A 26,297-nucleotide genomic window follows, 5' to 3' on the forward strand; every position below is an offset into this window, starting at 1 on the left:
GCGGCGATAGTCACACTTGCGTCATTGACCGGCGGCGCTGCGGCAAAGCAGCAGCGCCCTGCGGCGACGGTCGAGGCGACCGCGCCGCGCGCCGCGGGCGAGCCGATCATGGCGATCGTGTCGATCAAAGCCCAGAAGGTGACCTTCTACGACGCCGACGGCTGGATCTACCGCGCGCCGGTGTCGAGCGGCGTCAAGGGACGCGAGACGCCGGCCGGCGTCTTCGCGCTGATCGAGAAGGACAAGGACCACCATTCGACCCTTTATGACGATGCCTGGATGCCGAACATGCAGCGCATCACCTGGAACGGCATCGCGCTGCATGGCGGCCCGCTGCCCGGCTATGCGGCCTCGCACGGCTGCGTGCGGATGCCCTACGACTTCGCCGAGAAGCTGTTCGACAGGACGCGAATCGGGATGCGGGTGATCATCGCGCCGAACGACCCGGCGCCGGTCGATTTCACCCATCCGGCGCTGTTCGTGCCGAACGCCCAGGCCATCGCGGCTGCTCCGGCGCGTGCCGAGACGCTGTCCCGCGAAGCTGCGGATGCGGCCAAGCTGGCCGACGAGGCCAAGAAGGCTTCCGTGGCCGCGACCAAGGAAGCTGCACTGTTCACGCCGGCATCATTGCGCAAGCTGGAAAAGGCCAAGACCCGTGCCGACGCCGAGCTCGCATTCGCCGACAAGACGCTCGCCAATGCCAAGACCGACCAGGCCAAGGCGCGCGCCGAGGATTTGAAGCAGAAGGCCACCGCCAAGGCCGCGGAAGCGACGACGCAGTTCGAGGCGGCCCAGGGTGACGCCAAGCCGAAGCTCGACGCCGCGGCAGCTGCGAAGGACGTCGCCAAGGCGGCCGAGACCAAGAAGGTCGATACCCAGAAGGCAGCGACAGAAGCGAAGCTCGCGCTCGAGCCGGTCTCTGTCTACATCAGCCGCGCGACGCAGAAGCTTTACGTCCGGCGCAACACCCATAAGCCATGGGCTGACGGCGGCGAGGTGTTCGATTCAAGCATCGAGGTTCCCGTCACGATTCGCGATCCGGATCAGCCGATCGGCACGCATATCTTCACGGCGATGGCGCGTAACGATACCGGCCTGCGCTGGACCGAGGTGACGATCGACGACGGTGACAACGCCAAGGACGCGCTCGACCGCGTCACCATCCCGCAGGATGTGCTGGATCGCATCGCGCCGACCGCCGTGCCGCGCTCATCGATCATCATCTCGGACGAGCCGCTGAGCGCCGAGACCAACTACCGCACCGAGTTCGTTGCCGTGCTGAGCAACCAGCCCCAGGGCGGTTTCATCACACGCAAGCCGACCAGGCCGATGGAAACCGACGACATGGTTGCGAGCGGGGACGGGGACGGTTTCGGCTTCTTCTCTCAGCGCAGCTGGAATCCTCAGTCTGGCACCCAGTACGGCTATCCCCAATACGGCAATCCTCAGGCACCGACCCAGTACGGCTCCCCGTATTATGGCAATCCTCAATCCGCCAATCCGCGCCGGCGCGGCGGCCAGTACTACTGGCAATCGCAACAGGATTGGTAGCAGGACGCTGCCGCGGGATCAGACAGCACTTTGAGCGTCGGACGGCGGCGTGACACCGCCGTCCGATCGCGTGAACGCCGTTACGGGCGAGCTTCCAGGATCAGGTTGAACGGCGTTTCCGCCGCGCGGCGGAAGCGTGAGAAGCCACCCTGGCGCGCCACCTCGCGCAGCCGGGTCTCGCCGGCCTGCGCGCCGAGTGCAAGCCCGACCTCCTGGTCCAGCGATGCCGGCGTGCAGATCATCGTCGACGCTGCGTAGTAGACGCGCCCGATCGGATTGAGGTTGTCCTCCAGCCGGTCGTTGGCGAACGGCTCGATCAGCAGGCAGGTGCCGTCGTCGGCGAGGGTGGAGCGGGTGTGCTTGAGCGCGCCGACCGGGTCGCCCATGTCGTGCAGGCAATCGAAGAAGCACACCAGGTCATACTTGTTGGCCGGGAAGTCCTTGGCCGAATGCGTCTGGAAATGAACGCGGTCCGACAATCCCGCCTCCTTCGCAGCCATCCGCGCCGCCTGGATCGAGCCGTCATGATAGTCGAAGCCGTAGAAGGTTGATTTCGGAAACGCCTCCGCCATCAACCGGGTCGACACGCCGTGGCCGCAGCCGACGTCAGCGACAACCGCACCCTTCGTCAGCTTGTCGACGACGCCCTCGAGCGCCGGTAGCCATTCCTGCACCAGATAGTGCTTGTAGCTGGTGCGGAAGAACCGGGCCGTGCCGCAGAACAGGCACTCGCTGCGCTTGTTCCATCCGATGCCCTTGCCGGTCTTGAACGCGTCGGTAATTTTCGGCTCGTCGAGAAATGTCGCGCCGACAAGGCTTCCCACGGCGCCGAGGAAGACCGGGCTCTCCTCGTCGGCGAGCGCAAGCGCCTGCTCGGGCAGCATCGAGAATTTTCCGGTTGCGCTGTCGTACTCGACGTAACCGGAAGCCGCCTGCGCGGAGAGCCACTCCTGAACGTAACGTCCGGCTGTCCCTGTTGCCTTCGCCAGCGCCGCCGCATTCATCGGCCCTTGCTGTGCGAGAGCCTTGTAGAGCCCGAGCTTGTCGCCCAGCAGCATCAGCGAGGCGTTCATCGCCGCGCCGACATCGCCAATCATCTTTCCCATGAATGAATTAAGACGCTCCTCGTTGACGTCCATGATGTTCCTCCATCGCGATCGGGTTTTGCCAAAAGTCCGTCAGTGGCAATGACACATATGCGCCGTCGTCCGGGCAGGTAGCCATGGGGCGACTCGATCGCATGAAAGGTTCGCTGAAATGACCCGATTGTTACTTGGGACGCCGGAGCGGCCCGACCTCTCAAACCTGCGAGGCAGGCGGCCTACGCCACCGCCCGCGGCATGATCAGCTTCTTGTAGAGTGCGCCGTAGCAGGCGGCCGACAGGTCCCAGCTGTAGGACTTGGCCATCGCGCTGGCGCGCATGGCGTTGAGGCGATCCTTGGCGCGATAGGCGTCGAAGGCGCGCCTGACGCCGCCGAGGAAGGATTCCGCCGATGGCTGCGAGAACAGGAAGCCGGTCTCGCCGTCGGCGATGGTCTCCGCAAGCCCGCCGGTCTGGTGGCCGATCGGCAGCGAGCCGAAGCGCTGCGCATACATCTGGCTGAGGCCGCAGGGCTCGAAGCGCGACGGCATCAGGGTGAAATCGCTGCCGGCGAAGATCCGGCGCGCCTGCGCGTCGTTGAAGCCGATGATTACGCCGATGGCGTCGGGCCGGCGCCGATGCGCGGCCACAAGTGCGTCCTCGATCGTGGGCTCGCCGCTGCCGGTGACGACGATCTGTCCGCCGTCCCGGATGATCTGGTCGGCGGCCGACAGCACGAGGTCGACGCCCTTCTGATGCACCAGCCGTGCAACCAGGCCGAAGATCGGTCCACGCGAGACCGCAAGCCCGAATTGCCGGCGGACATAGTCGGCGTTGGCCTGCTTGCCCTTCCAGTCGCCGGCGCCGAACGGCTGCGCGAGCTGCGCGCAGTGGCGCGGGTCCCAGCTCTCGTCGATGCCGTTCAGGATGCCGGTCAGCTGGTCGGCGTCGGAGCGCACGCGCAGCAGGCCCTCCAGCCCGCAGCCGAGCTCCGCGGTCGTGATCTCCCTCGCATAGGTCGCGCTGACCGTGGTCAGATGCGAGGCGTAGACGAGGCCGCCTTTGAGGAAGGACAGCTTCTCGTAGAACTCCAGCCCGTCGATGTGGAATGAGCTTTCCGGTGCGCCGATCCGCCGCAGCGAGTCCTTCGGAAACAGGCCCTGATAGGCGAGATTGTGGATGGTCAGGATCGACGGAATCCGTGCCTCGCGCCATGCGAGGTAGGCGGGTGTGAGCGCGGCCTGCCAGTCGTTGGCGTGAACGAGGTCCGCTGCCCAATTCTTGTCCAGCGTTCCGGCTGCAAGTTCGGCAGCGGCGGAGGCAAAGCGGCCGAAGCGGATGTCGTTGTCGGGCCAGTCGCGGCCAGACTCGTCGCCATAGGGATTGCCCGGCCGGTCGTAGAGCTGCGGACACAACAGCACATAGACCGGCAGGCCGTCCTTGGTCGATGCGCGCCCGAGCGTACACGCCGGCATCTCGGCGAGGGCCTCGCATTGTCCAACGATTTCAATATGAGTGAACTGTTCGACCACATCCCGGTAGCCGGGAAGCATGATCCTGACGTCGCTCCAGGACCGGAGCGCCCGGGGAAGTGCAGCGGAAACGGCACCGAGCCCGCCCACGCGGACGAAATCGTCCATCTCGGTCGTGACGAATAAGACCTTCAACAAGCGCCCTCGTTCCAGCCCGTGACAGGGCTATGCAAGATCGGGTCCAATCTGCCTTTGAGTAAAATGCAAGACGGCCCGCGGTCCCGGTCTGGACGAGACGCTTTCCTGTCAGGGCGGCTCACTTTAGGGTCTCGCGACGCCGAACAACGGCAATGACGAAGCTGGAGGAAGCCTTGGCAACGACAATAGCCGCCGACGATGAGGGGAATTTGACACGGAGCTTTGACGGCCTTCGCGTGCTCGATTTTTCGACCACGATCGCCGGACCTCATTGCACGCGGATGCTCGCCGACATGGGCGCGGAGGTGATCAAGATCGAACCCGCCGAGGGCGAGACGATGCGGACGCGACCGCCGGTGCGCAACCATTGCTCGACGGCGTTCGGCCAGCTCAATATCGGCAAGAACAGCCTCGTGCTCGACCTGAAGTCGCCGGCCGGCGTCGAAGCCGTGCGCCGGCTGATCGCGACCGCCGACGTGCTGGTGGAGAATTTCCGCCCCGGCGTGATGCGGCGGCTCAAGCTCGACTATGCCTCGATCCGCGACATCAATCCGAAGCTGATCTTCTGCTCGATCTCCGGCTACGGCCAGACCGGCCCGTCGGCGGAATTGCCGGCCTATGCGCCGGTGATCCATGCCGCTTCAGGTTACGAGATGGCGCATCTCGCCTACCAACCGGGCCGCAGCCGGCCGGATTATTGCGGCATCTATCACGCCGACGTGTTGACCGGGGTCTACGCTTTCGGCGCGATCTCGGCGGCGCTCTATCAGCGCGGTGCCAGCGGCAAGGGCCAGCATATCGACGTCTCGATGCTGGAATCGATGCTGAGCCTGACCCTGAACGAGTTGCAGTGGTCGCAATTCGAGGTGAAGCAAACCCAGCGGCCGATGTTCGGCCCGATCGAAACCACCGACGGCTACGTGATGGTGGCGATCGCCAGCGAGAAGACGTTCCAGAACCTGATGCAGGTGATCGGCCGGCCCGAATGGGTGTCCGATCCGCGCTTCGCCAAATATTCCGATCGGCGGGAGAATTGGGCGGATCTGATGGAGGGCGTCGAGGCGTGGTCGCGCGCGGTCAGCACGCAGGCCTGTCTTGCCGCGCTCAATGAATATGGCGTGCCGTCGTCCGCCTATCGCACCGTGCGCGAGGCGCTCGCCGATCCGCAAATCGCCCATCGCGGTGCACTGGCCGAGGTCGAGGACGGCGGTGGCAGCTTCAAGGTGCTCAATCTGCCGTTCCGGATGTCCGGCGCTGCGGTCGGCGCGCGCAAGCGGATGTCGACGCTCGGCGAGCACACACTGTCCTATCTGAAGGAGATCGGGCTCTCCGACGATCAGATCGCTGGCTTCGCATCGCAACCGGCAAAGACGGCGCGCAGCTAGAGCATGATCCGGACCCGGAGGGCCGCGTTGGCGCAAAGGGGATGCCGGTTTCCCGAAGGATCGTGCTCAAACAGCTAGACGAGATCATGATGCGGGTCCACGTGATCGCATCGTGATCTGCCTGCGGCTTTTCATCCGTTTTACGGTCTTGTCGCGCGCGGCGATTCCGGACAAGCTGCCTCCCAACGTACGACGATCCGGAACACCGGACGTCGCCCATTCGGGAGGGAGCATCGATGAAGCTGGCCGGGCGCGCGCGCGCAGTTGCGCGCATATTTCTTGTGGCGGGATTAGGTGCAGCGGCGTTCGCTGCACCGGCCGATGCGCAGAAGCAGGGCGGTACGCTCACCGTCGGCCAGGAGCTGGACATTCCGGGCTTCGACCCGCTCAAGGTCGGCGTCTACGATACATCGGCCAACACTGCGGCAGCCTCGATCTTCGACACGTTGATGACGCTCGACGAGAAGGGCGAGCCGAAGCCGAAGCTCGCGCTGTCCTGGGAGCATTCCGAGGACTTCAAGACCTGGACCATCAAGCTGCGGCCCGGCGTTAAATTCCACGACGGCACGCCGTTCAATGCGCAGGCGGTGAAGGAGAATTTCGACCGCCAGAAGGATCCGGCCAACAAGTGCCGCTGCGCGTTCTACATTACCAGCATCAAGAGCGTGGACGTCGTCGATGACCTGACGGTGCGCTACAATTTCAGCGACCCGGCGGTGAACTTCCCGGCGACGCAATCGATCCAGAGTTCCAACAATGTGATGCAGTCGCCGACCGCGTGGAAGACGAAGGGCGACGATTACAATCGCAACCCGGTCGGTACCGGTCCCTACATCCTGAAATCCTGGAACGCCGGCGATCGCATGGTGCTGGAGAAGAACCCGGACTATTGGGACAAGGGCAAGCCCTATCTCGATCGCATCATCCTGAAGCCGCTGCCCGACGCGCAATCGCGTTTCGCCTCGCTGCAATCCGGCGAGGCCGACATCATCTGGGACGACGAGGCCGACGCCGACAACATTATCAAGGCGCGCAAGGACGCGAGTCTGACCGTGCATACCTATCAAGGCTCGGGGGCCGCAGTCGCCGCCTTCAACACCAAGGTCCCACCTTTCGACGACGTGCGCGTGCGCCAGGCACTGGTGATGGCGCTCGACCGCCAGAAGATGTCGCAGGCGATCACCAATGGTCTGGCGCGGCCGGCCAGCAATCCCTATGGCGATGGCTCCTGGGTGAAGTGCAAGGATGACGGCGCGTTGCCCTACGATGTCGAGAAGGCCAAGGCGTTGATCAAGGACTACGGCAAGTCGGTCGAGTTCAAGATGCTGGTCACTGCGACGCCGCGTGGTCGCACCGGCGGTCAGGTGTTGCAACAATTCTGGAAGCGGATCGGCGCCAACATGGAGATCGAGCAGGTCGATCAGGCCACCATCGTGCCGCGTGCCTTCATGCGCCAGTTCCAGCTGACGCCCTGGCGCATCGTCGACCTCGCCGATCCCGATCCGCAGATGTACGCCAATTTCCATACCGGCAGCCCGGTCGCGCTGGCAAACTACTCCGATCCGGAGCTCGACCGGCTGCTCGAGCACGCGCGCTCGACCGCTGACGTCGACAAGCGCACCGAAGATTATTGCGCGATCAGCCGCCTCATCAACAAGGAGGCGATCTGGTTCTGGACCTTCCAGAACACCTACTACGCGATCTCGAGCGCGAAGGTGAAGGGCGTGCCGAAGATGTTCAACGGGGTGCTCGACGTCTCCTACGCCTGGAAGGAATAGCGTTTCATGCTGTTCTTCGTCGCGCGCAGGCTCCTCTATCTGGTGCCGGTGCTGATCGCCGTCTCGGTGCTGACCTTCGTGATCGCGTCGCTGCTGCCGGGCGATCTCGCTTATGTGATCCTCGGCGACCAGGCGACGCCCGAAAATGTCGCGGCGCTGCGTCACGACATGGGGCTCGATCAGCCGATCTGGCTGCGCTATCTCGGCTGGCTGTGGCACATCCTGCAGGGCGATTTCGGACGGTCGTTCCGCACCGGGCAGACCGTGTGGCAGGCGGTCAGCGAGCGCGTGCCGGTCTCGTTCGAGCTGATGATCTTCGCCGAGCTGATCGGGCTTGCGATCGGCGTGCCGCTGGCGATCGCCTGCGCCGCCAAGGCCGGCGGCGCGTTCGACCGCTTCATGACCGGCTCGGCCTTCGGACTGCTGTCGGTGCCGACCTTCCTGTCCGCGATCCTGCTGATCTATTTGTTTGCGGTCGAGCTGCGCTGGCTGCCGGCGACCGGCTACGTGCCGTTCACCGAGGACCCGGTCGCCAATCTGCGCTTCATGGTGCTGCCGGCGCTGACGCTTGGGCTTGCGGAATGGCCGGGCATCATGCGCGTGCTGCGCTCCGACATGATCGCGGCGCTTCAGGAGGACTATATCGCGCTCGCCAAGGCCAAGGGCCTGAAGCCGTCGCGCATCCTGTTCGTGCACGCGCTGAAGCCGTCGTCGCTGACGCTCGTCACCATCACCGGCATCAATATCGGCCGCCTGATCGGCGGCGCCGTGATCGTCGAGACGATCTTCGCCTTGCCCGGGATCGGCCGTCTCCTGGTCGGCGCGATCTATACCCGCGACCTCATCATCCTGCAGGGCGTGGTGCTGCTGGTCGCGGCGGGCTTCGTGATCATGAACTTCATCGTCGACTTGCTTTACGCCGTGCTCGACCCGAGGATCCGCCATGGCCACGCTTGAGCTCAGCCTCGACGAGACCGAAGCGACGCCGGTGCGGCGCAGGCGCGGGCTCGGCATGCTGTTCTGGTGCGCGATCGGCTGGATGGTGCTGGTGTTCGCGGTCGCGATCTTCGCCGACCTGCTGCCGCTGCCAAGCCCGACCGACATGGACATGCTGGAGCGGCGGGCGCCGGTTTCGGCCGAGCACTGGCTTGGCACCGACGGCCTCGGCCGGGATGAATTGTCGCGGCTGATCTATGGCGCCCGCATCTCGCTGATCGTCGGCCTCTGCGCACCCATGATCGGTGTCACCATCGGCGGCGCGCTCGGCATCCTCGCCGGCTATTTCCGCGGTCGTTTCGAATCCTTCGTGGTCGGCGGCATGGACGTGCTGCTGGCATTCCCGCCGCTGATCCTGGCGCTTGCGGTCACCGCCTTTCTCGGCCAGTCGATCTTCAACCTGACCTGCATCCTCGGTGTGCTTGGCATTCCGGCCTTCATGCGGGTGGCACGGGCGTCGACGTTGACGCTGGCACGGCGCGAATTCGTCATCGCGGCGCAGGCGCTCGGCGCCACGCATGCACGGATCCTGCTGCGCGAGCTGCTGCCCAACGTAATGCTGCCGCTGCTCGCCTTCTTCCTGCTCGGCGTCGCCGTTACCATCGTGGTCGAGGGCTCGCTGTCCTTCCTCGGCCTCGGCGTGCCGCCGCCGATCTCGAGCTGGGGCAGCATGATCGGGGAGGGGCGCGAAAGTCTCGATGTGGCGCCGCAGCTCGCCTTCATTCCGGCGATTGCGATGTTCCTGACCGTGCTCTCCTTCAACCTGATCGGCGACACCATCCGCGCGCTGACCGACCCGAGGCAAGGTGCGCTATGAGCGGTGCGCTGCTTTCGGTCGAGAACGCGGTGGTCGACCTGCCGACGCCGCGCGGCAATCTGCGGGCGGTCGATCATGTCGATCTCGCCGTCGGCGCCGGCAGGACGCTCGGCATTGTCGGAGAATCCGGCTGCGGCAAGACCATGCTGTCGCGGGCCGTCCTGCAACTGCTACCCAAGAAGGCCAAGCTGTCCGGCCGCGTGATGTTCGAAGGGCAGGATCTGACAAAGCTGCCGGCGGAGAAATTGCGCAAGCTACGCGGCCGCTCGCTCGCCGTCGTGTTCCAGGATCCCATGACCTCGCTCAATCCGGTGCTGACCATCGGCACCCAGCTGATCGAGACCATCCAGGAGCATCTCGAGCTCGATCTGGCCCAGGCCAGGCAGCGCAGCATCGAACTGCTGACGGGGGTCGGCATTCCCGCGCCCGAGCAGCGGCTGACGCAATATCCGCACCAGCTGTCCGGCGGCATGCGCCAGCGCGTCGCGATCGCGGTAGCGCTGTCCTGCGAGCCGAAGCTCCTGATCGCGGACGAGCCGACCACCGCGCTCGACGTCACGATCCAGGCGCAGATCCTGGATCTGCTGGCGCGCGAGCAGCAGCGCCGTCATATGGCGATGATCATCATCACGCATGACCTCGGCGTGGTCGCCGGCCGCACCGACGAGGTCGCGGTGATGTATGCGGGGCGCGTCGTCGAGCGCGCGCCGACTCTGGCCTTGTTCAAGCAGATGCGGATGCCCTACACCGAGGCGCTGCTTGCCGCATTGCCGAAGCTCGACGTGCCGCCGCATACGCCGCTACCGGCGATTTCGGGGCGGCCGCCCGATCCGACCCGGCCGCTGAAGGGCTGCTCGTTCTCACCGCGTTGCCGCTATTCGGCCGGGCGCTGCAGCACGGAGAAGCCACAGCTCAGTCCGGCGGAGACGTTAGAGCATCTCTATGCCTGCTTCCATCCGATCGCAGCGGGACGTGGCGCATGATGTTGCAGGCCGTATCCAATCCGCTGATGAAAGTGGAAAACCTCGTCGTCGAATATTCGGTGGGGGGCAAGACCATCCATGCCGTCTCCGATGTCAGCCTCGAGATCGCGCACGGCGAGACGCTGGGGCTGGTCGGCGAATCCGGCTGCGGCAAGTCCACGCTCGGCCGCGCCGTGCTGCAATTGCGCCAGGCGGTCTCCGGCAAGGTGCTGTTCGACGGCCACGACCTCACCACCCTGAAGGGCGAGGCGCTGCGCAAGATGCGCCGGCGCGTGCAGCTGATCTTTCAGGACCCGATCGCCTCGCTCAATCCGCGGCGGCGGATCGGCGACATCGTCGCCGAGCCGCTGGTGATCGCCGGCATCAAGGATCCCGAGGAACGCCGGCGGCGCGTCAGCGAGGCGCTGTCGGCGGTCGGGCTCGACCCCGCGCTGGTGAGCGGGCGCCTGCCGCACGAATTCTCCGGCGGACAATGCCAGCGCATCTGCATCGCCCGCTCGCTGGTGCTCAATCCGGAATTCGTGATCTGCGACGAGCCGGTGTCCGCGCTCGATGTCTCGATCCGAGCGCAGATCCTCAATCTGCTGGAGGAGATGAAGGCACGTTACGGCCTGACCTTGCTGTTCATCGCCCACGACCTCGCCGTGGTAAAGGCGGTCTCGGATCGCGTCGCGGTGATGTATCTCGGCCGGCTCTGCGAGGTTGGTCCATCGGAGCAACTGTTTGCACAGCCGGCGCATCCTTATACCGCGCTGCTCATCGAAGCGATTCCGGTGCCCGATCCGGATGTCCGGCCGACCCAGAGCGTGCCGGTCGGCGAGCCGCCGTCGCCGATCGCGCCGCCGTCGGGCTGTCGCTTCCGCACCCGCTGCCCCCGGGCCGATGCGCGTTGTGCCCGCGAGGTGCCGGAACTGCGTCTGGTTGCGCCCGGCCAGTTCGCGGCTTGCCATCATCCGCTGATCTGAATAGTCACGCCTCTGAACAGTGACGCGTTGGCATTCGCGCGAGCTGCATGGCGGCTTGCTCGAAAATGGGGTCTTGAGGGTTTGTCCCGGGCGGGCAGGCGTGGCAAGGTCCGCCTCAAGAACAAGTTTCGGGAGAACAGCGATGAAGAGTTTTCAGGTCGTCGATTTCAACGCCCCCTTGAAAGAGGTCGATCAGTCGACGCCGCAGCCATCGGGCACGCAGGTGCTGATCAAGGTGAAGGCCGCCGGCGTCTGCCACAGCGATCTGCACATCTGGGAGGGCGGCTATGATCTCGGCCATGGCCGCAAGCCGCTGTCACTGAAGGACCGCGGCGTCTCGCTGCCGCGCACGATGGGCCATGAGACGGTCGGCGAGATCATCGCCTTCGGGCCGGATGTGAAGGACGCCGACAAGGGCGGCCTCAAGGTCGGCGATGTGGCGCTGGCCTATCCCTGGCTCGGCTGCGGCAAATGCCCGACCTGCCTCGGCGGCGACGAGAACATGTGCGCGATCAAGCCGAATGCGCTCGGCGTCTATTGCGACGGCGGCTATGCCGATCACATGACGGTGCCGCATCCGAAATATCTGCTCAACCTCAAGGGGCTCGATCCGGTTACGGCTGCGCCTTACGCCTGCTCTGGTGTCACGACCTACAGTGCGCTGAAAAAGGTCGAGAAGGATCTCGACACGCCAATCGTGATCTTCGGTGCCGGCGGTCTCGGCCTGATGGCGCTCTCGCTGTTGAAGGCGATGGGCGGCAAGGGCGCGATCGTGGTCGATATCGACGCCAGGAAGCGCGCGGCGGCCGAGGCCGCCGGTGCGCTCGCAACCGTTGACGGCAAGGCGCCCGACGCGCTGGAGCAGCTCATCAAGAAGGCGGGGCAGCCGATCCGCGCCGCGATCGACCTGGTCGGCAACGCCCAGACCGCGCAGCTCGGCTTCGACTGCCTGACCAAGGGCGGCAAGCTCGTGATGGTCGGCCTGTTCGGCGGTGGCGCACCCTGGGCGCTGCCGCTGATCCCGATCAAGGCGGTCACCATCCAGGGCAGCTATGTCGGTAATCTGCGCGAGACGCAGGAGCTGCTCGACCTGGTGCGGACCAAGAAGATTCCGGCGATCCCGGTCACGCCGATGCCGCTGGCGAAGGCGAACGAGGCGCTGACCAATCTGCAGAAGGGCCAGCTGGTGGGCCGCGCCGTGCTGACGCCGTAATCGTCATTGCGAGCGAAGCGAAGCAATCCAGCCCTCCGCTTGCTGAGACATGGATTGCTTCGTCGCTTCGCTCCTCGCAATGACAGGTGGCTCTTTTTCCAGATGTCTTGAGGAGTCCTATGTCCGCCAACGACGCACTCCACATCGCGGTTCTCGGTGGCGACGGCATCGGTCCCGAGGTGATGGCGCCGGCGCTCGAAGTGCTGCGCAAGATCGAGGCCTCGGCCGGCCTCAAATTCCGCTTCACCAAGGCGCCGGCCGGCGCTGGCCATTACAAGGAGACCGGCAAGTCGATGCCGGAGAGCACGATCCGGCTGTGCGAGGAGGCCGATGCGATCCTGCTCGGCGCCTGCGGTCTGCCGTCGGTGCGCTACCCTGATAACACCGAGATCGCGCCGCAGATCGAATTGCGGATGATCTTCGATCTCTATGCCGGCGTGCGGCCCGCGCGGTTGATCCCGGGCGTGCCGAGCACGATCGTCGGTGCCGATCAGAAGGGCATCGACCTCGTCGTGATCCGGGAATCGACCGAGGGCCTGTTCGCCTCGATGGGCAAGGGCGTCGTCACCGACAGCGAGGCGCGCGAGACCATGGTGATCACGCGCCGGACTTCCGAGCGGCTGTTCGAGTTCTCGTTCCGGCTTGCCGAACGCCGCAAGGCGCGCCGCCGCGTCGGCGGCGGGCTGACCTGCGTCGACAAGGCGAACGTGTTCAAGGCATTCGCATTCTTCCGGAGCATCTTCGACGAGACCGCGAAGCGTCATCCTGGCGTCAGGGCTGATCATCTCTACATCGACGCGGCTGCGGCTGCGCTGGTGAAGCGCCCCTGGGACTTCGACGTCATGGTGACCGAGAACATGTTCGGCGACATCCTGTCCGACCTCACCGCTGGCCTGATCGGCGGCATGGGCATGGCGCCGTCGGCCGATATCGGTGACCGCTACGCGGTGTTTCAGCCGTGTCATGGCACGGCGCCCGACATCATGGGGCAGGGCAAGGCCAACCCCACCGCGATGATCCTGTCGGCCGCGATGATGCTGGACTGGCTCGCCGACAAGCACGGTCTCGAGAGCGCCGCTGAAGCCGCCGAAAGCATCGAGCGCGCCGTCGACAAGGTCTACGCCGGCGGCATCAAGCCGTTCGAGTTCGGCGGCAGCAACGGCACCGCCGATGTCGCGAAGGCCGTGCTGGCGGCGCTCTAGTACAAAAAAGGTGAGGGGGCCGAAGCCCCCTCGCTGACGATTAGCGCCGGTGTCCGCCGTGATGTCCACCGCCATGATGTCCGCCGTGATGACGGTGCCCGTGATGATGATGGCGGGGGTAGAAGTGCGGACGATGATGCCATCCGTGATGGCGCGGTCCGTAGCCGTAGCCCGGTTGCCAATAGCAGCGGCCCCACCGATCGCAGACCTGGCGCACCTTGTCGACATTGGACGTTTCGCCTGCGATGTGGCTGGCCTGCGGAAGCCCGTTCGGCATCGCCGATGCCGCACCGAACATCAACGCTGCGCTTCCGAGCGCGGCCAGTCCAATAACGGCAAGCTTGATATTCATTGAGATCTCCTTGGTTGAAGCCTGAAAACGTCCGTGTGGCCGGTTCGTTGCTGCGACAAAAAGACAGGCACGTGCACTTGGTTCTGGCGACGCCGGTTCAACGAAGAAAATGCGGGAGTTGTGAGGTCGCTCCGTGCGCGGGCGACAATTGGCCGCGCGACAGAATGGCGACGGATCGCGCTCGCATGCGCTGCAGCCGGAGCCTGAACTGGGACGGCCGCGCACATGCGCAGTCGGGCGCCTGGATCACGAAGCCTTGAGAGCCGGCAGCCGTCAAAGAAAAAGCGCTGCCATCGCCGATGGCAGCGCTTCGATATCTTCGCCTCGATATCTTCCTGGCCCCGACCGGCGCGCGGCGATCCCAATGACCGGTCGCTGCCGATCCGCTCGCCCTGGTCGATCGCGTTCGCGGTGTCGCGATCGTACCTGTGCTGCCGTTCAGTCTTCGTTGGCGGCGATCGATTCCATCAGCGACACCAACTGGCGCTGCACGGTCTGATCCTTGATCTTGCTGTAGGCGCGCAACAACCGGAGGCTGAAAGCGCTGTCGAGGAACAGCAGGCTCTCGACTTCGCGGGCCTTGTTGTCGCCGTCGTAGAAGAAGGTCACCGGCACGTCCAGCGCGCTCGCGATCTGCTGAAGGCGGGCGGCGCCGACGCGGTTGACGCCCTTCTCGTACTTCTGAACCTGCTGGAAGCTGACGCCCAGCTTGTCGCCGAGCTCCGCTTGCGAGATCTTCTGCTCGACACGGCGCAGACGAATCCGCTTGCCCAACTCAATGTCCGGCTTGCCGGCGCTGCGCTGCTTCATCTTCTTTGCTGCTGATCTGTTCATTCTTGTGACCCGTCCTTCAAATCGAGAATCCCTGGCCCGGTCGGGTCAGGGACACGTTCATGATGTACCGCGTTAAGCTCGAGTGGATCGTCAGTTCGTCTGAACGACGAAATCCAAGAAGATCGCGGGATGGTATCCAAACGCACATGCAGATTGGAAGCACCCAAGTACCGAATCGGTCGACTACCTGTAGTCGACCGCACCAAGGTGTCTGTCGACACCCCGCCCTCTACATTTGGCAAAATATTGACCAAACCACAACTAGCGCGAGTTTGATCGACACAGATTTTGCGCGCATGCTTACTGGGCGGCATTGCACTGCTCCCGTAGTTCTACGGGCAGCCAATATTGTACGAGCGTCCTAGTATGGATGCAACCCCAGCTAGTGCATCCTGAGGTCGCGGCGAGGGTCTGCGGTTGCTTGACTGAATCGCCGCGAGAACGAAAAGTTTGACGTAAGTCCAAGTCAGGCTTTCGGAATGTTGCTGGACAATTGCCTAAAAGTTCTGAATCATCGGGAACAATTGTGCGCCTACGGAAAGCCGGCGAACTCTGGCAGGAGAGGCCAAATGAAGCGGAAGAGGGGAACACCTCGACTCTACCTCGCGGCTTCGGGAGTGGAAGATATGCCGGTCGCAAATACGGAAGAACGGTTGCTGGCGCTGCTGGCAACCCTGGAAGAATGTCAGGCATTTCTGACTGACCGGGCGAACACGGAGACGGCGCGGCTGTTGTCCCTTGCCATCCTCGAGCTTCGGATGGAGCTGCACAAGGTGACGGATTCCGAGTTGAAGGCGCTGTGCGACATGATCGCGTCGGACGAGCCGGTGCAGGAACCGGCGACCAGGCAGTTGCCGCCGTATCTGCGGCTCATCAAGTAAGCCGGCGCCCCGCGCCATGCGCGGGACGCCGCCGGCCGGTGTCGCACGGCTCAGCCCGCGGTGACGTCGACCGCGTCAGTGCCTTCGAGCACGCGCCGGGCCTTGTCCCGGTCGAGGTCACCTTCCCAAGCCGCGACCACGACGGTGGCGACGCAGTTGCCGATCAGATTGCCGACGGCGCGCGCCATGCCGATGAACCAGTCAACCGAGAGCACCAGCACGAGACCGATCGCCGGGATGCTCGGCACCGCATTGAGCGTCGCCGCCAGGATGACGATCGCCGAGCCCGGCACGCCGTGCGCGCCCTTCGACGTGATCAGCGATACGCCGAGCACGAGCAGCAGGTCGCCGAACGACAGCGGCGTGTTGGTCGCCTGCGCGATGAAGACGACCGCCAACGTCAGATAGATCGAGAACGCATCGAGGTTGAACGAATAGCCGGTCGGGATCACGAGGCCGACCACCGAATCCTTGACGCCGAAATGCTCCAGCTTGCGCATCACCTGCGGCAGCACCGCGTCGGAGGATGCGGTGGCGACCACGATCATCAGCTCCTCGCGCAGGTAGCCGAGGAACTTGAGGATGTTGATGCCGGCCAGCGCCATGACCCCGCCGAGCACGCCGAGCACGAAGATCGCGACCGAGACGTAGAACAGCGCCACCAGCGACAGCAGCTGCTTCAGCGAGCCGACGCCGTATTTGCCGACCGTGTAGGCGACGGCGCCGAGCACGCCGATCGGCGCGAAGCGCACGATCAGGCCCATGGCGCGGAACAGCACGGTCGAGACCGCGTCGATGAACGAGGTGATTTTCTCGCCCTTCTCGCCGCCGACCAGCGCCAGGCTGACGCCGAAGATGATGGCGAAGAACAGGACCTGCAGCACGTCGTTGCGCGACAGCGCGTCGAACGAGGTGGTCGGGATGATGTTGAGCAGGAAGCTGCCGATGCCTTCGCCTTTCAGCTTCTGTGCGTTGCTGGCATAGTTGCCGAGCGCCTTGGCGTCCAGCGTCGAGGTATCGATGTTCATGCCGTGACCGGGCCCGAACAGGTAGGCCAGGATCAAACCGACCACGAGCGCGACCGTCGTCATCGCCTCGAAATACACCAGCGCCTTGACGCCGACACGTCCGACCTTCTTGAGGTCGCCGGCGCCCGCGATGCCGTGCACCACCACGCAGAACACGATCGGCGCCACGATCATCGAGATCAGCTTCAGGAAGGCATCGCTGAAGATCTTCAACCCGATCGCGAAATCGGGCGCGGCCATGCCGATGATGATGCCGAGCAGCAGCGCAACGAGCACCTGCACGAACAGCGATGTGTAGAGCGGCTTGCGTGCAACTGTGGCTTCCGCTGCGATGGTCGACATGAACTCCCCCTGTTTCTGGCCGGTGTTCTTGCCGGCCGATCCCACCCCATCTTAGCAACTTGCGTGCCAAGATGTCGCAGGATTGGGAGCCACTTACCCGGTCATTCGCCGGTTTCGAGGGTGCTGGTCACCGTGTAGACGACGCCGTGGGGCAGGAAATCCACCGTGGCCTCGCCGCCGAGCTGGTCGCGGGCGCTGCGCTCGATCAGCCGGGAGCCGAAGCCGCGCTGCACCGGCGCCGCGACCGGTGGGCCGCCGGCCTCCGTCCAGATCATCCGGAGATTCGGTCCGGCGCTCTCCCCGAGGATTTCCCAGTCCAGCGTCACCGTGCCGGTGTCGTTGGACAGCGCGCCATATTTGGCGGCGTTGGTCGCCATCTCGTGCAGGAGCATCGACAGCACCAAAGCAAGCCGGGGCGACAGCGGCACGCGCGGTCCGAACATCCTGACCCGTTCGGAGGCGTTCAGCAGATAGGGCCGCAGCACGCGGCTGACCACGTCCTGCAGGTCGGAGCCCTGCCATTTGTCGGTCGAGAGCAGGTTGTGCGCCTCGGCGAGTGCGCCGAGCCGTCCCTCGAACTTGTCGCGCTCGGCGCGGCTCGCGCTGCGGAAGGTCTGCGTGGCGATCGATTGCAGGATCGCCAGCGTGTTCTTGACGCGGTGGTTGAGCTCCTCGATCAGAAGGTCGTGCAGCATCTCGCCGCGCGCGATCGTGGTCGCCATCCGCACCGCAAAGCCGAGGCCGACCAAGAGCAGGACGCCGCCGATCACGCTGGTGATCGCGAGCGAGCGCCACAGCGGCGCCACCAGCGAGTTCTCGGCGATCCCGGCGGCGACGGTCCAGCCGGTGACGCGTGATTGCGTGAAGCCCGTGATCAGCGCCACGCCTTCGAGCGAGACGGTCGGCAGTGTCGCCTCGCTGCGGCGGAACATCTCGGCAAACAACGTTGGCGAGGCGCGCTGCCCGATGGTCGCCTGCGGATTCGGCACGCGGGCGAGGTTGACGCCGTCGCCGTCGAAGATCGAGATGGTCCAGTCCTGGTTCAGGCGCTGCCGCTCGATCATGGCCTGGAAGACCTCGATCGGCGGGCTGAAGGAGATGTCGTAGAGCACCTCGCCGTCGCGTATCACCGGCACCTCGACGGTGATGATCAGTTGCTGCTTCACCTCGCCGAAGAACAGGTTGGAGTATTGCGGCTGCCGCGTCGCAAATACCTTCTCGACGATCTCGAGATTGTTGCGCGGCGGCAGGCTCGCGGTGTCCGGCGTCAGCGAGGAGAACGCCTGACGTCCCCTGCGGTCGGCCACCAGCACCACGCCATCCTTGCCGTACTGGTCGAGAAAGCCGGCCGCGACGCGGCGGAAATTGTCGAAGTCGCTGTTGCGCAGCGAGTTGGTCAGCGCCAGCACCTGCAGCCCGCCGGTCATGCGCTGCATTTCCGCATCGAGCAGCAGGCGGATGCTGCGCGCCGTCTCCAGCACGCGCTGCGTGGCCGCCTGGCGATCCCGCTGGTAATTGTGGAAGACGATCCCGACCGCGAAAACGATCAGCGGCAACATCGTCCCCGCGACCAGAAGCGCGAGACGCACTGGCAATGTCAGTTTCGGCACGATGTCCCCGGGTCGGCGCCCGTTTGCGGTGAGCTTAGGGGAAGCGGGAAAAGTCCGCCAAAGGAAATGACCGGCAATTTGAAAGATTCCGCGGCGCACACCGTGCGCCGCGGAAGGGCCCTTGGTCAGAGGTTGCTCTCGGTGATCGCGGCGTAGACCATGGTGCGCAGTTCGCGGCGCAGCGGATAGGCGCTCGACGGCAGCACCTGGGTCATGAAGATCGTGATCAGCTCCTCGGCCGGATCGATGAAGAACGATGTCGTCGCCGCGCCGCCCCAGTTGAATTCCCCAGGGCTGCCCGCGATCAGGGTCTGCGCCGGGTGCATGGTGACGGCGAAGCCGAGGCCGAAGCCGATGCCGCTATAGGCGGCTTCGGCGAACATCGAGCGCGACATCGCCGGCAGGTCGCCGCCGCCTGGCAGATGGTTGGTGGCCATCAGCTTCAACGTCTTCGGGCCGAGCAGCCGAACGCCGCCGAGCTCACCGCCGTTGAGCAGCGCGCGGCAGAAGGTCAGGTAGTCGGCCGCGGTCGAGCACAGCCCGCCGCCGCCGGAGACCAGCGAGGGCGGCGACAGGAACGAACTGGTGGCCGGATCGTCCTGCAGCGTCAGCGTGCCCTTGCGCTCGGCGGCGAGCGGGTTGAAGCCGCCCTGCGGGTCGGCGGAATAGCAGGCGGCAAAGCGGTGCGCCTTGTCGGCCGGCACGAAGAAGTCGGTGTCGTTCATGCCGAGCGGCTTGAAGATCCGCTCCTTCAGGAACTGCTCGAACGGCATCCCCGAGATCTTGCCTACGAGATAGCCGAGCACGTCGGTGGAGACCGAGTAATTCCAGGCTTCGCCCGGCGAGAATTCCAGCGGGATCTTCGCCAGGTCTTCGATCATGCTGTCGAGCGTGCCGGCCTTGACGACCTCGCCGATCTTCTTTTCGCGATAGGCCGCGTCGACATTGGAGCGCTGCTGGAAGCCGTAGGTGAGACCCGAGGTGTGGCGCAGCAGGTCGACGATCAGCATCGGTCGGCTCGGTGGGTGGGTCAGGAAGGCGGGCGCAATGCCGGCGACGAACACGCCGAGGTTTTTCCATTCCGGAACGTATTTGGCGACCGGCTCGTCGAGCGCGACCTTGCCTTCCTCGACCAGCATCATGAAGGCGACCGAAGTGATCGGCTTGGTCATCGAATAGATGCGGAAGATGGTGTCGTCCTTCACCGGCACCTTGCGCTCGAGATCGGCAAAGCCCTGGACGGTGGAATGCACGATCTTGCCGCGGCGGTAGATCAGGACCTGGGTGCCGGGAAAGCGGCCGGAATCGATGTAGCGGCTCTTCAGATGCGCTTCGAGGCGGTTGAGGGCGGCGGTCGACATTCCCGCGGATTCGGGCGAGGCAGGCGTGGGAGCTAACATCGGGCATTTTCTCCGGCTGGCGAGGCAGCCTTGATAGCCGAAAAGTGTCCGCTGCAGCAATCGGCCGCCGCTTACCGGTAAAGGGTCGGTGGTGTACGCTCGTCCTGCAACCGCGCCCGAAAGGGCCCAGGGACTACGTCAAGGGAAACGCCGAGATGACCCAGTTCAACGAAACCGAGCTCACCACAGCCGTCATCCGCAGCTTCGACCAGACGCCCGATCCGCGGGCCAAGTTCCTGCTGCAGGAACTGGTGAAGTCGCTGCACGATTATGTGCGCAAGACCGATCTCACCTTCGAGGAATGGGACCACGCCATCGGCTTCCTGACCCGCACCGGTCAGAAGTGCACCGACATCCGCCAGGAATTCATCCTGTTGTCCGACGTGCTCGGCGTGTCGATGCTGGTCGATGCGGTCAACCACAGAGATCGCGACGGCGCGACCGAGACCACCGTGCTCGGCCCGTTCTATGTCGGCGAGCACAAGGTGACGCCGCACGGCACCGACATCTCGGCAAGCCTGCCCGGCGAGCGCATGTTCGTGCAAAGCCGCGTCACCGATCTCGACGGCAAGCCGCTGGCCAATGTGCCGGTCGATATCTGGCACGCTGACGACGACGGGTTCTATGACTCGCAGAAGCCGAGCTATGCCACCGAAGGCCCGTCCTCGCGGGCGCGCTTCATCACCGATGCCGACGGCCGCTTCTTCTTCCGCACCATCGTGCCGTGCAGCTATCCGATTCCGACCGATGGTCCGGTCGGGCAGATGATCACGCAGACCAACCGGCATCCGATGCGGCCGGCGCATGTGCACTTCCTGGTCAACGCCAAGGGCCATGAGCCGCTGATCACGCATGTGTTCGTCGAAGGCGACAAGTACATCGACTCCGATGTCGTGTTCGGCGTCAAGGACGAACTGGTCGCCAAGGTCGAGCGGCGCACTGATCCTGTGATGCCCGACGGCCAGCGCTCGGATCGCCCGTGGAGCCTGATGACCTACGAATTCCACGTGAAGCCCGGCGGCGGAATGGCGCCCGCGCCGCTCGGCACCAAGGTCGCCGAAGACGCCTGATCACTCTTGTCAGAACACTCTGCTCAATTCTTGTGCGGCGCATAATAATTGGGCGAATCGCATTTTTTGGCAGCGCGCAGAGACTCCGCGCGCGCTGCGGCAAGTTGCGCAAAACATTGCAATAAAATCAATTTTTGCACTGCGGTAGCTTGGCACAAGGCTTGAATGGTCAGGTGCCGACGCCATTGAAGCCGTCCCTCGAGGCCACCCCATCGGATTTCTGACGCCGCCAGACCGGGGCCTCCCCGGTGCATGCCCTTTTGCGCCCTGCGCGCGTCGCCACCCGATGAACGGTGCTCGACGCAAAGACGCAACACCGTGACGCAACGACGCAAAGGACGACCGATGACCAAGCCCAGCAACACGCCCCGAGGCCGCGCGATCAGCCGTCGCCAGCTCCTGAAGGCAACCGGCGGCGCCGCCGCGCTGCTCGCCGCAGCGAAGCTCAATTTCCCCGCTGGTGCATTCGCTCAGGGCGCGGGTCCGGAAGTGAAGGGCGCCAAGCTCGGCTTCATCGCGCTCACCGATGCCTCGCCGCTGTTCGTCGCCAAGGAGAAGGGCATCTTCGCCAAATACGGCATGCCTGATGTCGAGGTGCAGAAGCAGGCCTCGTGGGGCACCACGCGCGACAATCTCGTGCTCGGCTCCGAGGGCAACGGCATCGACGGCGCGCATATCCTGACCCCGATGCCGTATCTGATCTCGGCCGGCAAGGTGACGCAGAACAATCAGCCGACACCGATGTACGTCATGGCGCGGCTCAATCTGAACGGTCAGTGCATCTCGGTCGCCAAGGAATATGCCGATCTCAAGGTCGGCATCGACACCACGCCGTTCAAGGCGGCGCTGGAGAAGAAGAAGGCCTCCGGCAAGGCGGTGAAGGCCGCGATGACCTTCCCGGGCGGCACGCACGATCTCTGGATCCGCTACTGGCTCGCCGCCGGCGGCATCGATCCCGACAAGGACATCGAGACCATCGTGGTGCCGCCGCCGCAGATGGTGGCCAACATGAAGGTCGGCACGATGGATTGCTTCTGCGTCTGCGAGCCGTGGAATCTGCAGCTGATCCATCAGGAGATCGGCTACACCGCGATCACCACCGGCGAGCTCTGGGACAAGCATCCGGAGAAGTCGTTCGGCCTGCGCGCCGCCTGGGTCGACAAGAACCCGAAGGCCGCGAAGGCGCTGCTGATGGCGGTGATGGAAGCCCAGCAGTGGTGCGAGAAGGCGGAGAACCGCGAGGAGACCGCGGCGATCTGCGCCAAGCGGCAGTGGATCAACTGTCCGGTCGAGGACATCACCGACCGGATGAAGGGCAAGTTCGACTACGGCACCGGCCGGGTGGTCGAGAACTCGCCGCAGCAGATGCGGTTCTGGAAGGACAACGCATCCTACCCCTATCAGAGCCACGACCTCTGGTTCCTGACCGAGGACATCCGCTGGGGCAAGTACGAGGCGGGTTTCGACACCAAGGCGCTGATCGCCAAGGTCAACCGCGAGGATCTCTGGAAGGAAGCCGCCAAGGAGCTCGGCGTGCCGGCATCGGAGATTCCAGCCTCGACCTCGCGCGGCAAGGAGACCTTCTTCGACGGCAAGGTGTTCGATCCCGTCGATCCCGCCGCTTACCTGAAGTCGCTGTCCATCAAGCGTGTCGACGTCTGATGTGAGTGGAGCCGCGCGCATCGCGCGGCTCTCCCTTTGACCACGGAGATTGTCTGTCAATGTCGATGCCTGCCATGAAGACCGAAGTGTCAGCGGTGGCGATCCCGCAGGCCGCTGCCGCGGCGCCGGTCGTCACCATGACGCCAAAGCGCGCACCGCGCGCCGAGACCTACGCAAAGATGGCGAAGGAGACCGCGGCGCGTGTGGTGCCGCCGCTGATCGTGGTCGCGCTGCTGCTGGTGGTGTGGGAGCTGATCTGCCGGCGCGCCGGCTCCAGCCTGCCGCCGCCTTCCAAAGTGTTCAAGGACACCAGGGAGCTGATCCTCGATCCGTTCTTCGACAATGGCGGCATCGACAAGGGTCTGTTCTGGCACCTCTCCGCCAGCCTGCAGCGCGTCGCCTACGGCTATTCGCTGGCCGCGATCGCGGGCATCGCGCTCGGCACGCTCGTCGGCCAGTCGGTCTGGGCGATGCGCGGGCTCGATCCGCTGTTCCAGGTGCTGCGCACCATCCCGCCGCTCGCCTGGCTGCCGCTCTCGCTCGCCGCATTCCGCGACGGCCAGCCCTCGGCGATCTTCGTCATCTTCATCACCTCGGTGTGGCCGATCATCATCAACACCGCGGTCGGCATCCGCAACATTCCGCAGGACTACTGTAACGTCGCTGCCGTGGTGCAACTCAATCCGCTGGAGTTCTTCACCAAGATCATGATCCCGGCGGCCGCGCCCTACATATTCACCGGCCTGCGCATCGGCATCGGACTGTCCTGGCTCGCGATCGTCGCCGCGGAAATGCTGATCGGCGGCGTCGGCATTGGCTTCTTCATCTGGGACGCGTGGAATTCCTCGCACATCAGCGAAATCATCCTGGCGCTGTTCTATGTCGGCATCATCGGCTTCGTGCTCGACCGCCTGATCGCGGGGCTGGGCAGGATCGTGACCCGCGGCACGGCTGCGAACTGAGGGACAAGTCATGCAGGCTTATCTGAAGCTCGACCACATCGACAAGACCTTCACTCGCGGCAGCGCCACCACCGAGGTTCTGAAGGACATCAACCTGACGATCGAGAAGGGCGAATACGTCTCGATCATCGGCCATTCCGGCTGCGGCAAGTCGACTTTGCTCAACATCGTGGCGGGCCTCACCGGCGCCACCAATGGTGGCGTGCTGCTGGAGAACCGCGAGGTCAACGCGCCGGGGCCGGATCGCGCCGTCGTATTCCAGAACCACAGCCTGCTGCCGTGGCTGACCGTCTACGAGAACGTCAAGCTCGGCGTCGACAAGGTGTTTGCAAGGAGCAAGAGCAAGGCCGAGCGCGACGCCTGGGTGATGCACAATCTCAGTCTGGTGCAGATGGCGCATGCCAAGGACAAGCGGCCGAGCGAGATTTCCGGCGGCATGAAGCAGCGCGTCGGCATCGCGCGTGCGCTTGCGATGGAGCCGAAGGTGCTGCTGCTCGACGAGCCGTTCGGCGCGCTCGACGCGCTGACCCGGGCGCATCTGCAGGATTCGGTGATGGCGCTGCATCAGAAGCTCAGCAACACCATCCTGATGATCACCCACGACGTCGACGAGGCTGTGCTGCTGTCGGACCGCATCGTCATGATGACCAACGGCCCGAGCGCGCGGATCGGTGAGGTGCTCGAGGTGCCCCTGGCGCGCCCGCGCAAGCGGCTCGAGCTCGCGACCAACCCCGGCTACCTGAAGTGCCGGCAGCGCGTGCTCGAATTCCTCTACGAGCGCCACAGCTTCGTCGAGGCGGCATGAGCAGCGCCTCGCTTACGTGAGAGCCTTTTCTGCCTCGCCGCAATGGCGCGGCGAGGAAGCAGCGTGCACGGAGGCACACATGACGGAAGACCAGGTCAACCTCGTCCAGCAGACCTTCGCCAAGGTCGCACCGATCTCGGAGCAGGCGGCAGTCATCTTCTACGACCGCCTGTTCGAGGTCGCGCCCGGCGTGAAGGCGATGTTTCCTTCTGACATGACCGAGCAGCGCAAGAAGCTGATGGGAACGCTTGCCGTCGTCGTCAACGGATTGAGCAATCTATCGTCAGTGCTACCCGCCGCGAGTGCGCTCGCCAAGCGCCATGTCGGCTATGGCGCGAGGCCCGAGCATTATCCGGTGGTCGGCGGCGCATTGCTGTGGACCTTGGAGAAGGGCCTCGGCGAAGCCTGGACGCCTGACGTCGCCGCCGCATGGACCGCGGCCTACGGCACGCTGTCCGGCTACATGATTTCGGAAGCCTATGGCGGCGCGCAGGCGGCGGAGTAGGGCAGTCGTCGTCGGCCCTCGCCGCACGAAATCAGTTCCGCTAGCAACTGAATATCCATCCCCGTCGTTGCGAGCGAAGCGAAGCAATCCATACCTCCGCTCGCCAAGATGTGGATTGCTTCGTCGCTGTCGCTCCTCGCAATGACGTACAGAACGATTTAAGGTCCACCCGCTCCGCCAACGGGTGAACCAATAATGATGTTCCTGGAAACGCCGCCGAAACTGATCCCGACCGAAGTCTTCTCCGCCGTGCCGGCCGAATTCCGCCGCAAGGTGGTGAGCGAATGGGCCGACGCCAACCGGCCGGGCGCGGTGACTGACTGCTTCATCGAGGGACCGTCGTTCGATGCCGCCGGCAATCTCTACATCGTCGATATTCCATTCGGCCGCATCTTCAGGATTGCGCCGGACAGGTCATGGACGCAGGTCGCCGAATATGACGGCTGGCCGAACGGGCTGAAGATCGATCCGATGGGCCGCATCCTGATCGCCGACTACCGGCACGGGCTGATGGAGCTCGATGCCAGATCGGGCGAGGTCACGCCGCTGCTGCGCTCGCGCAATTCGGAATCGTTCCGCGGCTGCAACGATCTGCACATCGCCTCGAACGGCGACATCTACTTCACCGACCAGGGCCAGACCGGGCTGCACGATCCGACCGGCCGCGTCTATCGCTTGAGAACCAGCGGGCAGCTCGACTGCCTGATCGACACCGGCATCAGCCCGAACGGCTTAGTGCTCGATCCGCACGAGGCGGTGCTGTTCGTCGCCATGACCCGCGACAATGCGGTGTGGCGCGCGCCGCTCATGAAGGACGGCAGCGTGTCCAAGGTCGGCCGTTTCTGCACGCTGTTCGGCCCGAGCGGACCCGACGGTCTGACGATAGACGGCGCCGGGCGGCTGTTTGTCGCGCACGCCTCGCTCGGCCACGTCTTCGTGTTCGCTCCAAACGGCGAGTGCATCGCGCGGATCAAGTCCTGCGCCGGCCAGAGCTGCACCAATGTCGCGATCGGCGGCGCCAACCGTGACCGGCTCTACATCACGGAATCGGTGACGGGCACGGTGCTGGTCGCCGATATCAGCGGGCTGGACCGATAGCAGCTCGCTCGCGCGCCGGCGCCGGAACGAAGCGCGCTGTCGAACGCGACATGGCGGATGGAGCGGGGTGGTCGCATCGGCAACGTCCAGTTTTTTCGCTATATAA

The 26,297-nt window shown here is 64.6% G+C and carries 23 protein-coding genes; 16 read left to right on the forward strand and 7 right to left on the reverse strand.

Annotated features, from left to right (window positions below; translation table 11 throughout):
- The first annotated feature begins 6 nt into the window (after nucleotides 1-6).
- Entirely contained in the window at nucleotides 7-1,551 is a 1,545-nt protein-coding gene (locus HU230_RS04245) for a L,D-transpeptidase (protein ID WP_224944096.1), read from the forward strand.
- A gap of 80 nt (nucleotides 1,552-1,631) precedes the next feature.
- On the opposite strand, the gene HU230_RS04250 is transcribed toward HU230_RS04245, so the two are convergent.
- Both HU230_RS04250 and glgA read right to left on the reverse strand, forming a co-directional pair.
- Nucleotides 1,632-2,690: a class I SAM-dependent methyltransferase gene (locus tag HU230_RS04250; RefSeq protein ID WP_176532776.1), complete on the reverse strand. Its 1,059-nt coding sequence runs from the start codon at nucleotides 2,688-2,690 to the stop codon at nucleotides 1,632-1,634.
- 182 nt (nucleotides 2,691-2,872) lie between these two features.
- Nucleotides 2,873-4,300 carry a glycogen synthase GlgA gene (gene glgA, locus HU230_RS04255; protein WP_176532775.1) on the reverse strand — a complete coding sequence of 476 codons (1,428 nt, stop codon included), beginning with the start codon at nucleotides 4,298-4,300 and terminating at the stop codon, nucleotides 2,873-2,875.
- A 155-nt stretch (nucleotides 4,301-4,455) separates the two neighbouring features.
- Between glgA and HU230_RS04260 the strand changes: the two genes are divergently transcribed.
- The 8 genes from HU230_RS04260 (at nucleotide 4,456) to HU230_RS04295 (ending at nucleotide 13,642) form a co-directional block, all read left to right on the forward strand.
- Nucleotides 4,456-5,688 (forward strand): CaiB/BaiF CoA transferase family protein, encoded by a 1,233-nt coding sequence (locus tag HU230_RS04260; protein ID WP_176532774.1) that lies wholly within the window; start codon nucleotides 4,456-4,458, stop codon nucleotides 5,686-5,688.
- A 236-nt stretch (nucleotides 5,689-5,924) separates the two neighbouring features.
- Nucleotides 5,925-7,466, forward strand: coding sequence for an ABC transporter substrate-binding protein (locus tag HU230_RS04265; RefSeq protein WP_176532773.1), 1,542 nt, complete (start codon nucleotides 5,925-5,927; stop codon nucleotides 7,464-7,466).
- 6 nt (nucleotides 7,467-7,472) lie between these two features.
- Nucleotides 7,473-8,423 carry an ABC transporter permease gene (locus tag HU230_RS04270; RefSeq protein WP_176532772.1) on the forward strand — a complete coding sequence of 317 codons (951 nt, stop codon included), beginning with the start codon at nucleotides 7,473-7,475 and terminating at the stop codon, nucleotides 8,421-8,423.
- The gene (locus HU230_RS04275) at nucleotides 8,410-9,279 is read left to right on the forward strand and encodes an ABC transporter permease (protein WP_176532771.1); all 870 of its coding nucleotides are present in this window, start codon (nucleotides 8,410-8,412) and stop codon (nucleotides 9,277-9,279) included. The genes HU230_RS04270 and HU230_RS04275 overlap by 14 nt, the downstream gene beginning before the upstream one ends.
- The gene (locus tag HU230_RS04280) at nucleotides 9,276-10,262 is read left to right on the forward strand and encodes an ABC transporter ATP-binding protein (protein WP_176532770.1); all 987 of its coding nucleotides are present in this window, start codon (nucleotides 9,276-9,278) and stop codon (nucleotides 10,260-10,262) included. The genes HU230_RS04275 and HU230_RS04280 overlap by 4 nt, the downstream gene beginning before the upstream one ends.
- Entirely contained in the window at nucleotides 10,259-11,227 is a 969-nt protein-coding gene (locus tag HU230_RS04285) for an ABC transporter ATP-binding protein (RefSeq protein ID WP_176532769.1), read from the forward strand. Before HU230_RS04280 ends, HU230_RS04285 begins: the two co-directional genes overlap by 4 nt.
- Nucleotides 11,228-11,369: 142 nt before the next feature.
- Nucleotides 11,370-12,440 carry an alcohol dehydrogenase gene (locus tag HU230_RS04290; RefSeq protein WP_176532768.1) on the forward strand — a complete coding sequence of 357 codons (1,071 nt, stop codon included), beginning with the start codon at nucleotides 11,370-11,372 and terminating at the stop codon, nucleotides 12,438-12,440.
- A gap of 119 nt (nucleotides 12,441-12,559) precedes the next feature.
- Nucleotides 12,560-13,642 carry an isocitrate/isopropylmalate dehydrogenase family protein gene (locus HU230_RS04295; protein WP_176532767.1) on the forward strand — a complete coding sequence of 361 codons (1,083 nt, stop codon included), beginning with the start codon at nucleotides 12,560-12,562 and terminating at the stop codon, nucleotides 13,640-13,642.
- Nucleotides 13,643-13,682: 40 nt separating this feature from the next.
- Here HU230_RS04295 and HU230_RS04300 read toward each other — a convergent pair whose 3' ends face one another.
- Both HU230_RS04300 and HU230_RS04305 read right to left on the reverse strand, forming a co-directional pair.
- Entirely contained in the window at nucleotides 13,683-13,994 is a 312-nt protein-coding gene (locus HU230_RS04300; RefSeq protein WP_176532766.1) for a hypothetical protein, read from the reverse strand.
- A gap of 438 nt (nucleotides 13,995-14,432) precedes the next feature.
- Complete coding sequence (locus tag HU230_RS04305) at nucleotides 14,433-14,828, reverse strand: helix-turn-helix domain-containing protein (protein ID WP_094194089.1); 396 nt, start codon at nucleotides 14,826-14,828, stop codon at nucleotides 14,433-14,435.
- A gap of 569 nt (nucleotides 14,829-15,397) precedes the next feature.
- On the opposite strand from HU230_RS04305, the gene HU230_RS04310 reads away from it, so the two are divergent.
- Nucleotides 15,398-15,709: a hypothetical protein gene (locus tag HU230_RS04310; protein ID WP_143046883.1), complete on the forward strand. Its 312-nt coding sequence runs from the start codon at nucleotides 15,398-15,400 to the stop codon at nucleotides 15,707-15,709.
- Nucleotides 15,710-15,759: 50 nt separating this feature from the next.
- On the opposite strand, the gene HU230_RS04315 is transcribed toward HU230_RS04310, so the two are convergent.
- The 3 genes from HU230_RS04315 to HU230_RS04325 all read right to left on the reverse strand — a co-directional run bounded on the left by HU230_RS04315 (nucleotide 15,760) and on the right by HU230_RS04325 (nucleotide 20,089).
- Nucleotides 15,760-17,079, reverse strand: a complete 1,320-nt coding sequence (locus tag HU230_RS04315; protein WP_176532765.1) for a dicarboxylate/amino acid:cation symporter — start codon at nucleotides 17,077-17,079, stop codon at nucleotides 15,760-15,762.
- 101 nt (nucleotides 17,080-17,180) lie between these two features.
- On the reverse strand, nucleotides 17,181-18,689 hold the full coding sequence (locus tag HU230_RS04320) for a sensor histidine kinase (protein ID WP_176532764.1): 1,509 nt from the start codon (nucleotides 18,687-18,689) through the stop codon (nucleotides 17,181-17,183).
- 125 nt (nucleotides 18,690-18,814) lie between these two features.
- Complete coding sequence (locus tag HU230_RS04325; protein ID WP_176532763.1) at nucleotides 18,815-20,089, reverse strand: serine hydrolase domain-containing protein; 1,275 nt, start codon at nucleotides 20,087-20,089, stop codon at nucleotides 18,815-18,817.
- 155 nt (nucleotides 20,090-20,244) lie between these two features.
- On the opposite strand from HU230_RS04325, the gene HU230_RS04330 reads away from it, so the two are divergent.
- The 6 genes from HU230_RS04330 (at nucleotide 20,245) to HU230_RS04355 (ending at nucleotide 26,191) form a co-directional block, all read left to right on the forward strand.
- A complete protein-coding gene (locus HU230_RS04330) occupies nucleotides 20,245-21,159 on the forward strand; it encodes a dioxygenase family protein (protein WP_176532762.1) in 915 nt (304 codons plus the stop codon).
- Between the two features lie 345 nt (nucleotides 21,160-21,504).
- Entirely contained in the window at nucleotides 21,505-22,821 is a 1,317-nt protein-coding gene (locus HU230_RS04335) for a CmpA/NrtA family ABC transporter substrate-binding protein (RefSeq protein WP_176532761.1), read from the forward strand.
- Nucleotides 22,822-22,880: 59 nt separating this feature from the next.
- Complete coding sequence (ntrB, locus tag HU230_RS04340; RefSeq protein WP_176532760.1) at nucleotides 22,881-23,783, forward strand: nitrate ABC transporter permease; 903 nt, start codon at nucleotides 22,881-22,883, stop codon at nucleotides 23,781-23,783.
- Nucleotides 23,784-23,793: 10 nt separating this feature from the next.
- On the forward strand, nucleotides 23,794-24,588 hold the full coding sequence (locus tag HU230_RS04345) for an ABC transporter ATP-binding protein (RefSeq protein WP_176532759.1): 795 nt from the start codon (nucleotides 23,794-23,796) through the stop codon (nucleotides 24,586-24,588).
- A 79-nt stretch (nucleotides 24,589-24,667) separates the two neighbouring features.
- A complete protein-coding gene (locus HU230_RS04350; protein ID WP_176532758.1) occupies nucleotides 24,668-25,093 on the forward strand; it encodes a globin family protein in 426 nt (141 codons plus the stop codon).
- A gap of 195 nt (nucleotides 25,094-25,288) precedes the next feature.
- Nucleotides 25,289-26,191: an SMP-30/gluconolactonase/LRE family protein gene (locus tag HU230_RS04355; RefSeq protein WP_176532757.1), complete on the forward strand. Its 903-nt coding sequence runs from the start codon at nucleotides 25,289-25,291 to the stop codon at nucleotides 26,189-26,191.
- The last annotated feature ends 106 nt before the right edge of the window (nucleotides 26,192-26,297 follow it).

The organism is Bradyrhizobium quebecense (assembly GCF_013373795.3).
GTDB classification, from domain to species: domain Bacteria; phylum Pseudomonadota; class Alphaproteobacteria; order Rhizobiales; family Xanthobacteraceae; genus Bradyrhizobium; species Bradyrhizobium quebecense.